Raw genomic sequence first — 13,405 nt, 5'->3', positions numbered from 1 at the left:
ATTGATTTCCCGGGCATATGGCAAAACAATTTAAGTTACTAAAAGAAAAGCAAAAGCTTTTTGATCTTTTTATTATTCTTTTAGATAGCCGTATTCCAGTTTCATCATTTAACAATGAAATTTATAAAATCGCAAATAATAAACCAATTTTGTTTGTATTAAACAAATCTGACATGTCAGATATTATTGCGTTAAAAGATTTTGCTAAGGAATATGAAAAACGTGGAAAAGTTGTTATCACTAATTTAAAGTCAAAACTTGCATATAATCAAATTAATAACGCTTTAAATAAATACTATCAGGAGCTAAAAATAAAAAATGCTGCTAGGGGTAAGCTTACTCCTGCCTTAAAATGTGTAGTTTTGGGTGTGCCAAATGTTGGTAAAAGCACTTTAATAAATCTTTTAGCCAAATCCAAAGTTGCAAAAGTAGGAGCAATTGCTGGAATTACACGTTCTGAACAATGAATTAATTGCAAAAATTATTTGCTACTTGACACGCCTGGTTTATTAATACCTAAAATCGAAAATAATGAAGTGGGTGCTAAATTGGCTTTGGTTGGATCAATTCGTTATGAATCGCTTAATCGAAACGAATTGATAGTTGAATTATATAAATTAATGTCAAAATATTATCCTAACAAACTAACAGAAATTGGTTTAACTTCAGCATTTGAAGATGAAGATATTTTTGAAAATATAACTTTGTTTGCTAGAAGCAAAAACTTGCTTTTAAGTGCGGGTAAATATGATATAAATAAAGCTATATCAATGCTAATTATTTATTTTAAGAATTTAACTAATGTACTTTTTGATAAAAGGGGTCAAAATGAATAAAACTAGTGAGACATTAAACCAGTATTACAAATTGCTGACGCATGAAGATAAAATATTGCGGACACCGATAAATTATGTTGCCATCGGCGATTTCTTTGCAGCGGGATTTAATTCTAAATTGGGGTTTAACACTAATGGAAAACTATTAAATGGTGAAATTACAGGATTAGATTACCCCTCGTTTTTTGCTTTAGCCATGCGCGATAACAATATCCCAATTAATAGTTTTATTAATCTATCAATGCCATCAGGTAATATTGATTTTATTTCTGCATTAATTAAAAATGATAAAAAATCATTAAAAAGCCAAGAAGCAAAAATCGATATGGTGCAATCAATTGACTGACAATCAAATAATATATATAAAAACTTTTTCTCACAAATTTTTAATAATTGAAACATTTCGAAAAATGACTTTCAAGCATTTTCTCATCGACTAAAAGATGCGAATTTAATTACTATCACTTTAGGATTTGTTGATTTATTTTTTGAAATTCCATTTAGTAAAATATTGAAACTAAATAAATTAGAGAAAGAGCAAAAAATGTCACAAATTGATTTAATTGCAAACTCATTAGATATTGTTGCAACTAAAATAATTGATAAATATGTCGATCTAATTAATGAATTAAAAAAATTAAATAAACAAGCGCAAATTGTAATAACTAACTATGCAAAACCACTAATGGCAATTGAATCAATTTTTGAATCATTTATTTGAAAAGATAACGCTAACAAATTTAACGTTTTTAACTATTTAAATAACCTTTTAAATTACATAATCAAAAAAGTGGCAAATATTTCCAATGTAAACTTTGTAGATGTATACGATGAAGCATTTTGAGGCAAAAATTCTTCATGACTAAACGAGAATATATTTTCGGTTTTTTGTACTGAAAAAGGCTATAAAAAAGTTGCATATGACCTATTTGCTAAGCTATCACTAAACAAAAATAAAATAAACGAACTTTTTATAAATACTGAATTTAAAGATAAATATATTGAAAATGAAAATTATTGAACAAACGACTTGTTTTCATATCACCGTCTATTTAATATTGGCGATAATTTAACGATATTCAAAAATATTTATGAGAAAAACAAAAATTATAAGTTACTAATAAATACAAAACTTGAAAATAACTTGTCACAGAATTTATCATCGTATTTAAATATTTCAGATTTTTTAATCTTATTAGAGCGATTTGAAAATTACAATTTCTATAAAATTGCTAGAAAAATTTTAAACGAGCGTTTTATTGATGCACCACAAAATTACCAGAGTGTTGAATTACTTAAAACATTTTTAGATAATAATGAAAACTCAAAAGAAACTTTTCTAACTTTACTTCGTAATGGAAAAGTTGATAAAATTTTATTTATTTTGCAAAATAAGTTAAAGTCAATTTCACAAGCAAACCCAATAACATATGCAATTTTATGTAAAGAGCTAACTAATATAATTAAGCAAAACCAATCGTATGTATATGGCATATTTAAATTGTTTTTTGACTCGGAAATAGTTACAAAAAATAAAAATGAAATTAAGTTAATAATCATTCAATTTATTAACGATATTATAAATAGCGATTTACTAAACTTTTTATTTAAAATTAAAAATAATGATCGTAGTCAAAAAATTAAATCATATCTTTACTCATTAAATTCATTTGGTGAAATTGTTGATTTTGTTATTGACGCAATTATTAATTATTCAGATATTTATCGCAAATTAAAAGATTTTGATGAACTTTGAACTATTTTTATAACGCAAAACAAATTTAAACTAATTTACCTTTTATTTAAACTGTTTAATGAGTTAACTGAAAAAAACAAATTTGAGCAGACAATAGAATTTATTTATCAAACTATTCTATCTTCATTTAGAAGCCAAAAACTTGAACCAAACGATGAAAGAGAATTAAAAGCTTCAATTGTAAAAATTTTAAATATTACAAAATCAAACTCGGATTTTACAAAAGGCTGCATTACATCATTTTTAAATAATATAAAAAATATTTCATTTTATGACTTACTTTATAGCAAAACTAAGACTTATAAATTGAGTTTAAGAATGTTCTTTTCATTTAATTCGCATTTTATAATTTCATCTAAAATTGTTACTTCATTACTTAAAATTAAACGTATAATCAAGAAAAATAAAATATAATTTTACTCTTAAAATAAGAATAAATTAAAACACCTCGATACTATTTTTATTCGAGGTGTATTTTTTTAAAATTCCATACCTGGTTTTAATTTTAAATTGCCAGATGCTAATTCTTTCATTTGTTTTGCCATTCTTTCAAAATCGGCCATTAGCATATTAAATTCTCTAGCACTTCTACCGCTGCCAAGTAAAACTCTCTGTTTTCTTGAAGCGTTTTTTAGTAATTTAGGGTTCTTTTTTTCAAGTTCAGTCATTGAACTTAATAAATAGTTATATATTCTAAATTTTTCTTCTGCTTCTTCAATTTTGGCATCATCTACTTTATCTGCCATTCCAGGAATCATTTTCAAAATAGATTTCATTTTACCTAATTTTTTAATTTGCGCTAAACTATTCATTAAATCGCTCAAATCGAATTTGCCAGTCAACATTTTATAGCCGATTTTTTTCATCATTTTTTCATCGACTTCTTCACTAGCCTTTTCAATTAGTGTAAGCACGTCGCCCATTCCTAAAATACGTTCAGCCATACGGTCTGGATGAAAAATTTCTAATCCACTTAATTTTTCGCCATTACCAATAAAAACAATTGGAATTCCTAGTAAATGAGTAATACTTAAAGCTGCTCCACCACGAGCATCACTATCTAATTTTGTGATAATTGTGCCATCTAAATTAAGTTCTTCATGAAACTTTTTAGCAGTGTTAATAACATCTTGACCGCTCATTGCATCAACAACTAAAAAGATGTAATCGGGTTTTATTGATTTTTTAATATCTTTTAGTTCTTGCATTAATTGTTCATCAATAGCTAAACGGCCGGCTGTATCGATTATTATTAAATCATTATGATTATCTTGAGCTTTATCTATTGCTTCATTAGCTATTAAAACTGCATTGTTTTCTTTTTTAGTAAAAAAATCAACATTAATTTGTTTTGATAATTGTTCTAGTTGTTCACGTGCTGCCGGACGATAAATATCATCACCAACTAAAAGTGGGTTTTTGCAAATATTTTTCTTTTTAAAAAAAACTGATAATTTAGCTGCTGAGGTAGTCTTTCCTGATCCTTGCAAACCAACCATCATTATTTTTGTTGGTATGTTTTTTAATTTAACTTCACAAGTTTTTTTGCCTAAAATATTTGTAAGTTCGTCTTTAAAAATTTTTAGCACGGTTTGTTGTTGATTTAGTTTACCAATAATTTGGCTATCTAAAGCTTTTTCTTTAACTTGTTTTGTAAAAACTTTAACAACATCTAAGTTAACATCAGCCTCCAATAACGCTAATTTAACTTCACGCAAAACCTCAATTATGTCTTCTTCATTAATTGACATTTTCTTATTGATTTTTTGCATCGATTTTTGCATTCTTCTTTGTATAAAATCTAACATGTATTTATTATAATGTATTGCTTTAATTTTGTTACTAAAAGTTAAAAAACAAAAACTTTTCTTTAGAAAAATCAAAGCATTTTTTAATTATTAACTAAATTAATTTTAAATTTAACATCAACACTTTGTGGTAAAGTGAAGTTTTTAGTATTTTAATTTATTCTTGTAATTCTGCTAGCAAAAGCAAATTTTTTTGTTTCAATTCTCTACGGTCAGTTTTCTTTTTTAGCAAATGAATTGATCCAATAACTACAACTAGCGAAATTATCAAAAGAGTGCCTATAATAGCTACTGCCATATCAATTAAAATCCATAATTAAACTAGATTTTTCTTCATAACATTATCTCAAAATACTTTTTGATTTAAGCTAATTTTCTATTTCTGCACTTTTGATAGTTACACATGCTGACAATATTAATTTAATTAATGTCTTCGTAATATCGTTGCCGTTTTTATCTTATTTTATTCTTGATAAATTAATTCTATTCTCTATATGCAATAAAATTAACTCAATTTTAGACGTCTAAAAAGTTTCCGCATTTTAAAATTTTATTTTTCAAAAGAAAAAACAACAATTAGTTTCAAAATTAACTAAATTTTTAACTTTTGTGCTAAACTTTATATATTGTTTTAACAATCTATAAATTGAGGTGCTTCTAGATGCAAAATAATAATTCTAAAAATATTCAAGAAATTATAAACCACTTAAAAGTTTCGGGTTTTGTATATCAAAATTCAGAAATTTATGGTGGGCTTGTAAATACTTGAGATTATGGTGATTTAGCTGTAAATATGATGACAGCGATAAAAAAATATTGAGTTAGAGAATTCATAAAAAAAGAAAAAAACTTTCAAATTGATTCAAAAATTATTATGAATCCAAGTGTTTGAAGAGCTAGCGGTCATACTGATAATTTTTCTGATTTTTTAATTGAAAACAAAATTAACCAAAAACGATATCGCGCTGATCACATTGTTAAAGATTTATTTCCCGAAATCAATGTTGAGAAAGCCACATTTGAAGAATTAGAAAAAATCATTGTTGACAGAGTTAAAGAATATGACAACGCAAAATGTGATTGAGGCACAATTAGACCCTTTAACTTAATGTTCAAAACTCAACTTGGTGCAATTGATAGCGCCACTTCAACAACATATTTGCGTCCCGAAACAGCTCAAGGTATATTTTTAAATTTCAAAAATGTTTGCAGAACTTCCCGCGCAAAATTGCCATTTGGAATTGGACAAATTGGTAAAAGCTTTAGAAACGAAATTACTCCTCGTGATTTTATTTTTAGAACAAGAGAATTTGAACAAATGGAATTAGAATTTTTCTGCAAAGAAAATGAGGCTGATAAGTTTTATCATTATTGAATTGAAAAATGCGTTAATTTTGTAAAAATGCTAGGACTAAACAGTGAAAACATTCGAATTAGGCCTCACGAAAAAGAAGAATTGAGCCACTATTCAAAAGGCACAAGCGACATTGAATATTTATTCCCATTCGGTTGAGGCGAATTGCTCGGAATAGCAAATCGTGGAAATTATGATTTGAGTCAACATATGAAATTTTCGCAAGAATCGCTAGAATATCTAAATGAAGATGGAAGCAAAATTATTCCTTATGTAATTGAACCATCAATTGGGCTAGACAGATTGTTATTTGCCTTATTAATTGATGCATATCACGTTGAAAAATTAGCTGATGATGACCTTAGAACATTATTAAAATTAGATTACAATATTGCTCCAAATCAGCTTGCAATTTTTCCGCTAACCAAGAAATTGGCCGATAAAGCAAAAGAAATATATGAAAATATATTGATTAATAGTGATATAAGAGTTGTTTACGATGAATCAGGCTCAATTGGTAAAAGATATCGTAGACAGGATGCACTTGGTACACCATTTGCGATCACAATTGATTTTGATACTTTAGAAAATAATATTGTTACAATTCGAAATCGTGACACTATGCAACAAGAAAAAATAAACATCAATGAAATTGAAACATATTTAAATAAATTTGAAAAATAGGAATTTAATGGAACAAGATAATATTTGAGATATAGTTATTTCAAAATCTGATATTGTTGATGTTATTGGCGAGCATGTTGCATTAAGCAAAAAGGGTAAAAATTTTGTCGCATGTTGCCCTTTCCATAGCGAAAGAACGCCTTCTTTTGTAGTAAGCCCTGATAAAGGTATTTTTACTTGTTTTGGCTGTGGAAAAAGTGGAAATTCACTAAAATTTATTGAATACTATAAAAACATATCTCCAATCGAAGCACTTAAAGAATTGGCAAAAAAAAATAATATCGATATTAGCAAATATATTAATATTCAAAACTTTAATGAACATACGCTAGAACAAGAAAAAATTTTAGGTATTAATAAAGATGCTCTAGATTTTTTTCAATACGAGATGCTAATATGCAAAGAAAAAAAATTATTAGATTTTTTAAATAAACGTTTTTTGTCACGCGAATTAATTAAAGAATTTGAAATTGGCTATGCCAATGAATCAAAGAGTATTTATAATTATTTAATAGAAAAAAAGCATGAAATTTTTGAAATCGCAAACTCTTCATTAGTATCGTCTAACGGCGAAAAGAACTTTTTTAATAATCGGCTTATTTTTCCATTAAAAGATGGATATGGAAATATTGTTGGATTTTCAGGACGCGATATTACTTCACAAAATGACCCCAAGTATTTAAATTCATCTGACACAATAGTTTTTAAAAAACAGGAAATTATGTTTAATTATTTCCATGCTAAAAACGAAATAATTAGGCAAAATGAGGTGTATTTAGTTGAGGGACAATTTGATGTTATTGCAATGTATAAAGTTGGTATTAAAAATGCTATTGCGATAATGGGCACGTCGCTATCAATAAGTCATCTGCAAAATCTTAAAGGCTGTAAAATCAATTTATTTTTTGATAATGATAGTGCTGGCAAAAAAGCCACACGTAAAAATTTGCATGCAATTTTGCAACATACCGCTGAATTAAAATTAATCCCTTATTTTGTTTTAAATACATTAAGCAAAGATGCTGACGAAATATTTAATATAGATGATGGCAAAACACTAAAAAGTATTGTAGAAAACAAAGTTGATTTATTAAGTTATTTGCTAAAAGAATTTGAAATTATCTGAAGAAATGACAATATTTTTGAAGTAGACAAACTAAAAGAATATAAAGAATTATTTGCCTTCGTTTATTATTTAGATCCACAACTGCGCTATGTGCTTAAAAATAGATTACTTGAAGCAAAAATATTTTCAATTGAAAGTTATAGCAATTTTGAAAAATATATTAAGCCAATAAGTGAAAGACATACTAATTTTGCCCGAAGAAATAAAAAACAAAATCAAAATCAAAATAATCAAGACTATAATTATTTCGATAATTTTGATTTTGAAATAGAAAATTTAGCGCAAGCAAATAATAAAAAGAATGAGGATCATAAAAAAAATCTTCTAGTATTTGGCAAAAACCGATGCTTAATAACTATCATTAAAACCATATTATCTGAACCGCTATATGTAAAAGAAATAGAGCCAATTTTATTTGCTCGAATGCATATAAATAATGATAAAAAAAATCTTAGAAGACATGAATTAATTTGTTATGTAACTTCTCTAATTAATAAAGGTAACCAATATAATAAATTAGAAAATTTGGATGTATTAATTAAAAATGACAAAAAAATAGACAATCAAAAAAAATCTGATTTGCTAATAGCACTTGATGAAGTGAAAAATTTAGAAGATCCTATTTATGAAAAAAATGAATTTATAAATCAAATTAATAATTTTATAAATAATGATGAAGTTCCCAAAAAACTAATAAAAATGAAAGTTACACAGTAACTCCGAGAAAGAGGCTACTTATGAAAGTAAACAAAAATGAAATGGTTGGATCAATTGATTTAATCGTTAATAAAATCAAAGAAGAGCTAAAAAAAGCTAAAGCAAAAAATAAAAATAAAACATACTTCACACAAGACGAAATATTTACTTTAATTGAAAAAAACAAGCTTTTTATTGACGAAGAAGAAGCAAATGATATCCTTGAAAAATTGATTAGTGAAAATATTGTTAAAGATGATGTTGATGAAGGCGACTTTGATGATGCTGAAGAATTTATGAAGATCATTGAAAAAGATGATGATGAGAAGCCAGTTGAAATTGACGATGATAATATCGATGAAGCACAACTAAAAGAATTAGAAGATCAAGTTATTGATGAAGAAATAGATATTGACACTGAATATGACGATAGTAGCATAATCAATAAAGATAACGAAGAAAACGATGAAGTATTCGAAGAAGAGGCCGCTTACATTCCAAAAAACAATTATTCTTATGATGATGAAGAAGATATTGATTATGATGAAATGGATGATGAATATGATGATTATGAATATTCAAAACCACCAAGAAAATCTCGGAATGATGATTTTGAAGCAGGACATTTGCTAAAGGAATACGATTCCGATGATATTATTATTTTAGAAGGTAGAAACAACAGCACTTCAGATAACGCTTTATCTAATCGCTTAACAGAAACTAATGATATCGTTAAGTGATATATGCGTTGAATTGGAAAATACGGGAAGCTTTTAACACCAAAAGAAGAACGTGAATTAGCAATCAAAATGCAAGAAGCCAAAGACGCGGGAAATAATTATCGCTATAAAAAAGCTCGTGACATGTTGGTGACAAGAAACCTAAGATTGGTAATCAATAACGCTAAACGTTATAAAAATCGCGGCTTGACATTTATAGATTTAATTTCTGAAGGAAATTCAGGAATAATGAAGGCAGTCTCAAAATACGATTATACGAAAGGTTTTAAATTTTCTACCTATGCAACGTGATGAATAAGACAAGCTATTACTCGTGCTGTTGCTGATCAAGCTAGAACAGTTAGAGTACCAGTTCACATGGTTGAAACAATTAATAGAATTTTGAAAATTGAACGGGAATTGCAACAAGAAAATGGTTATGCTCCTACTGATGATGAAATTGCTAAAAAATACGGTGGCGATTTTACCGCTGAAAAAGTTAGATACATTAGAAAAATAAATATCGACCCGATTAGTTTAGATAAAAATATTGGGAAGGAAGAAAATTCTAGCTTTTCAGATTTTGTTAAGGATGAAAATGTTATGAGTCCTACTAACTTTGCAAGTCAAAAGGAATTAAGCATTATTTTGAATCAAATGATTGAAGAAGGCTTAACCGAACAAAGCGAACGCGAACTAATAAGAAAAAGATTTGGTATAAATGATTTAAATGGCAGCAAATATCATCCGCATTCGCTAGATGAATTAGCTAAGGAAATGGGAATTTCAAAAGAAAAAGTTCGCCAATATGAAACTAAAATTTTACGTAAGCTAAAACATCCACAAAAACAAAAAAAATTAAAAGAATTCTTTAATAGTGAAAACTACGATAGCGATTAATGATGTTGGTAATAAAATAATTTCTGACATTATTTTTTATAATTTTAATATTAAATATAAATGAGGGAAAATGATTAAACTAGGAAGCCATGTTGCTTTTAAAAAACCTGATTATTTAATGGGGTCAATTAAAGAAAGCATAAATAACGGAGCTAATTGCGCAATGATATATTTAGGCCCGCCACAATCTTCATTACGCGTTAATCCGGATAATTATAAATATGAAGAATATTTAGCAATATATGCTTCAAAAATTAAACAAGAAGACATTGTTATTCATGCACCATATATTATTAATCCTGCTAATCCAGAAAAATCTAAATTTGCAATAAATTTCATGATTGATGAAATTGATCGTATGCAAAAAATTAACGCAAAATATATCGTTTTACATCCTGGATCTTCAATGAAATATTCGCGTATAGACGCATTAAATACTTTAATTGATTCACTCAAAGAAATTATTAATAAAACCAAAAATACAACCATTTGCTTAGAAACAATGGCCGGAAAAGGCTCACAAATTTGCACTAATTTTGAGGATATTAAATATGTAATTGATAAAGTAGGTAGCAAAAGAGTAGCAATTTGTCTTGATACATGTCACGTTTGAGACGCCGGATATGATATAAAGGATTATGAAAATTTCAAAAAATATCTTATTTCTAATCATTTTCTAGAACATATAAAAGTAATACACTTAAATGATTCAATGAATGAAAAAGCAGCTAAAAAAGATCGCCACGCCAATATTGGAAAAGGATTTATCGGCTTAGAAACACTTAAAAAATTTGTATTTGACAAAGATTTTGATAATTTGCCAATTATTTTAGAAACTCCTTTTTTTAATGGTAATAGTCCTTATAAAGAAGAAATTGCTTTACTTTTATCAAATCAAAATAAATTATTTTAAAAACATATTCACGCAATAGTATACTAAAAGGCACATGTGTTTTTTATTGATATCCATTTTATAAATTTAATAGTTATTTAATTAAATATTTGATTTTTGCTTTTATTAATTTTTAAAGTATAAAAAACGAGACAAATTATTTTGCAAACATTTAATTTGTCTCGTTTTTATTTGTAATCTTCAGGACGGCTTAAGACTTTAGCACCGTCTTTTGTGACTAGTACTGTGTCTTCAACTCTAGCGCCGCCAAGTCCTTCAATATAAATTCCAGGTTCAACAGTAATGATCATTCCCGCTTCTAATGTTGCGTCACCTTTTCCACGTCCTACGCCAGGTAATTCGTGTACATCTATTCCAACGCCATGTCCTGTTGAGTGGGTGAAGAATTTTCCATAGCCTTTACTTTCAATATAATCTCTACAAATTTTATCAATTTCATTTGTATCAATTCCAGGTTTAACAGCTTCACGGCCTAATCTTTGAGCCTCAGTTACGATTTCAAGGATATCAACCAATTCTTTTTCTTTAGGTTTACCAAAAAAGAAAGTTCTAGTTATATCGCTAGCTCATCCCTTATATTGTGCACCAAAATCAACTTTAACAATATCTCCATCTACTAACTTACGATTTGTAGGGTGATGATGTGGTTCGGCTGCATTTGAGCCAAATGCAATGATGGTTTCAAAGCATTCTTTTTCAGCACCGAATAACCTCATTAGATATCCCAATTTGTTTGAAGCTTCAAGTTCAGTCATTCCTTCAACTAAAACTTTTTTAAGTTCTTCAAATGCTTGAAGTGAAATTAAACAAGCTTCTTCAACTTTGCTAAATTCTTCCTCATCTTTAATAATTCTAAATTTTTTAGCTACAATCGATACATATTCAGCTTTAGGTAAAATTGATTTAAAGTATTCAAATGTTTCAAGATTTAAATAGTCCTTTTCAACTCCAATTTTTTTATATGCTTTTTTAGTTAAAAAAGTTTTAAAACTATCGCCTTTTAGTAAGTGAATTTCAACATTTTTAGCGTTTTTAGTCGCATATTCAATGTATCTTCCATCAACAAATAAATGCGCTTTATCGTTTTCGATTACCAAAAAACCGTCCGATGTTTGAATTCCGGCATATCACAAACGAGTTTGAGGTGCTTCTGAAATAACCGCATCTAATTTATTTTCTTTAAAAATTTTTTCTAATTCTGTTCTTAACATTCTTCACTCCTTAATATATTAATTATTTCTTTTCTTTATGAGCTGTGTGAGCATTACATTTTGAGCAATATTTTGTTACTTCCATTTTATCTGGGTGTAACTTTTTGTTTTTCTTTGTTATGTAATTTTCCATTTTACAATTTTCGCATCTTAAAGTTAATCCTTCTCTTGGCATAATTCCTCCTTATTTATAAAATAACTTCTTTAGAAATAATATTAATATTATAAATGTTTTTTATTTAGTTTTCAAAATTAATTTCTAATTAAAGGAAAGCGGATTTTTCACGAATTTATGTTAAATATAAAAACGTAAAAAAAGCATTTTTCGCCGTTTTTTCACTCATTTTAATACAAATGATTAGTTTGTGAAAATATATAAATAGATATGGATAAAAATCGAAAAATAATATTAGGAATTTCATCGGCGGTGATATCTTCATTGTTGATTATGAGTTCAATTACAATTCAAAAATTTTTACTGAATAAAAAAGATAGTAAGCGAAAAATAAACCAGAAAATTATTTGTGTAGAAATATATGGTGCCGTTTTATATCCTGGCGAATATGAATTATTAGAAGGTAGTTTGTTAATTGATTTATTAAAAAAATGCAAATTAGAATATGGCGCAGATTTGTCAAAAATATCAGTAAATTCTTTGTTAAAAAATAAACAAAGAATATACATTTCTTTTTCTAAAAATATTAAGCAAAAAATTACAAATTTCACGACATTAAATAGTTTTTTAGCTCTAGGAATAAGAAAAAATATTGCCTTAAAAATTATTAATCATTTAAAGGAGAATAAATATAAAACAACATGACAAAATATTCAAAATATTTCGGGCGTTGGCGAAACAACATTGAAAATTTTACAAGACGCTATAATTTTGTAAATTCATTTCTGATGGCAGCAATTTCAGCCTTGTTTTCCATAATATTTTTATTCTATAAAACTAATTTTATTATGATAATTTTTATAGTTGCAATATTTTTGTTCAATATTTTAAATTGAAAATTTTGAATTTATTTTTTAGCTATTTTTGCAGTGTTTTCCTTGTTTAATTTTTTAAATTATCAAAGTTTAAAAAATTATGCAGATGAAAAAATTTCAGGCTCTTTTTTGGTTGTAAATAAATTTTCTAGGTCAATAATTATTAGATATAAATATGCAAATATATTAGTTAATTATAGCAAGGAAATATCAAGCGATTTCAAGTGAAAAATTCGATTGGAAGGAAATATAAAAATTATAGAAAATCCAAGCAATTTTTTAATAGGACAAAATACCTTTTTAAAACTAGAAAACGTTAAAATTTTTGATATTTTTCCTACAAAAAATTTTAGTTTAAATATTCTTATTAAAAAAACAAAAATTGCAAAAAAATATTTACAGCTAATTTTAT

Annotated in this window: 12 protein-coding genes; 8 read left to right on the top strand and 4 right to left on the bottom strand. The window is 26.9% G+C overall.

Annotated elements, in window-relative coordinates:
- Positions 1-17: 17 nt before the first annotated feature.
- Positions 18-836: a ribosome biogenesis GTPase YlqF gene (ylqF, locus tag FJM08_RS08175; protein ID WP_306769768.1), complete on the top strand. Its 819-nt coding sequence runs from the start codon at positions 18-20 to the stop codon at positions 834-836.
- Entirely contained in the window at positions 829-3,006 is a 2,178-nt protein-coding gene (locus tag FJM08_RS08170) for an SGNH/GDSL hydrolase family protein (protein WP_140031665.1), read from the top strand. Before ylqF ends, FJM08_RS08170 begins: the two co-directional genes overlap by 8 nt.
- A 65-nt stretch (positions 3,007-3,071) precedes the next feature.
- Here FJM08_RS08170 and ffh read toward each other — a convergent pair whose 3' ends face one another.
- Positions 3,072-4,400, bottom strand: a complete 1,329-nt coding sequence (gene ffh, locus FJM08_RS02685; RefSeq protein WP_140031664.1) for a signal recognition particle protein — start codon at positions 4,398-4,400, stop codon at positions 3,072-3,074.
- A 157-nt stretch (positions 4,401-4,557) separates the two neighbouring features.
- A complete protein-coding gene (locus tag FJM08_RS03455; protein ID WP_170177184.1) occupies positions 4,558-4,698 on the bottom strand; it encodes a hypothetical protein in 141 nt (46 codons plus the stop codon).
- 363 nt (positions 4,699-5,061) lie between these two features.
- On the opposite strand from FJM08_RS03455, the gene FJM08_RS08165 reads away from it, so the two are divergent.
- The 4 genes from FJM08_RS08165 (at position 5,062) to FJM08_RS02665 (ending at position 10,792) form a co-directional block, all read left to right on the top strand.
- Positions 5,062-6,438 (top strand): glycine--tRNA ligase, encoded by a 1,377-nt coding sequence (locus tag FJM08_RS08165; RefSeq protein WP_140031663.1) that lies wholly within the window; start codon positions 5,062-5,064, stop codon positions 6,436-6,438.
- Positions 6,439-6,445: 7 nt separating this feature from the next.
- Complete coding sequence (gene dnaG / locus FJM08_RS08160; protein WP_140031662.1) at positions 6,446-8,281, top strand: DNA primase; 1,836 nt, start codon at positions 6,446-6,448, stop codon at positions 8,279-8,281.
- 20 nt (positions 8,282-8,301) lie between these two features.
- The gene (locus tag FJM08_RS08155; RefSeq protein ID WP_140031661.1) at positions 8,302-9,879 is read left to right on the top strand and encodes an RNA polymerase sigma factor; all 1,578 of its coding nucleotides are present in this window, start codon (positions 8,302-8,304) and stop codon (positions 9,877-9,879) included.
- A gap of 70 nt (positions 9,880-9,949) precedes the next feature.
- Entirely contained in the window at positions 9,950-10,792 is an 843-nt protein-coding gene (locus FJM08_RS02665; protein ID WP_140031682.1) for a deoxyribonuclease IV, read from the top strand.
- Between the two features lie 167 nt (positions 10,793-10,959).
- On the opposite strand, the gene FJM08_RS02660 is transcribed toward FJM08_RS02665, so the two are convergent.
- Both FJM08_RS02660 and rpmG read right to left on the bottom strand, forming a co-directional pair.
- The gene (locus FJM08_RS02660) at positions 10,960-12,003 is read right to left on the bottom strand and encodes an aminopeptidase P family protein (RefSeq protein ID WP_140031660.1); all 1,044 of its coding nucleotides are present in this window, start codon (positions 12,001-12,003) and stop codon (positions 10,960-10,962) included.
- A 22-nt stretch (positions 12,004-12,025) separates the two neighbouring features.
- Complete coding sequence (rpmG, locus tag FJM08_RS02655; RefSeq protein WP_140031659.1) at positions 12,026-12,178, bottom strand: 50S ribosomal protein L33; 153 nt, start codon at positions 12,176-12,178, stop codon at positions 12,026-12,028.
- Positions 12,179-12,388: 210 nt separating this feature from the next.
- Between rpmG and FJM08_RS02650 the strand changes: the two genes are divergently transcribed.
- Complete coding sequence (locus FJM08_RS02650) at positions 12,389-12,895, top strand: MAG0490 family ComEA-like DNA-binding protein (RefSeq protein WP_140031658.1); 507 nt, start codon at positions 12,389-12,391, stop codon at positions 12,893-12,895.
- Positions 12,896-12,906: 11 nt separating this feature from the next.
- On the top strand, positions 12,907-13,405 hold a 499-nt coding region (locus tag FJM08_RS08150), incomplete at its 3' end, for a hypothetical protein (RefSeq protein WP_140031657.1).

It is taken from the genome of Metamycoplasma equirhinis, from assembly GCF_006385185.1.
GTDB lineage: Bacteria > Bacillota_I > Bacilli_A > Mycoplasmatales > Metamycoplasmataceae > Metamycoplasma > Metamycoplasma equirhinis.
Note: the sequence above shows the minus strand (reverse complement) of the source record. Positions and strands in the feature narration are given on the sequence as shown.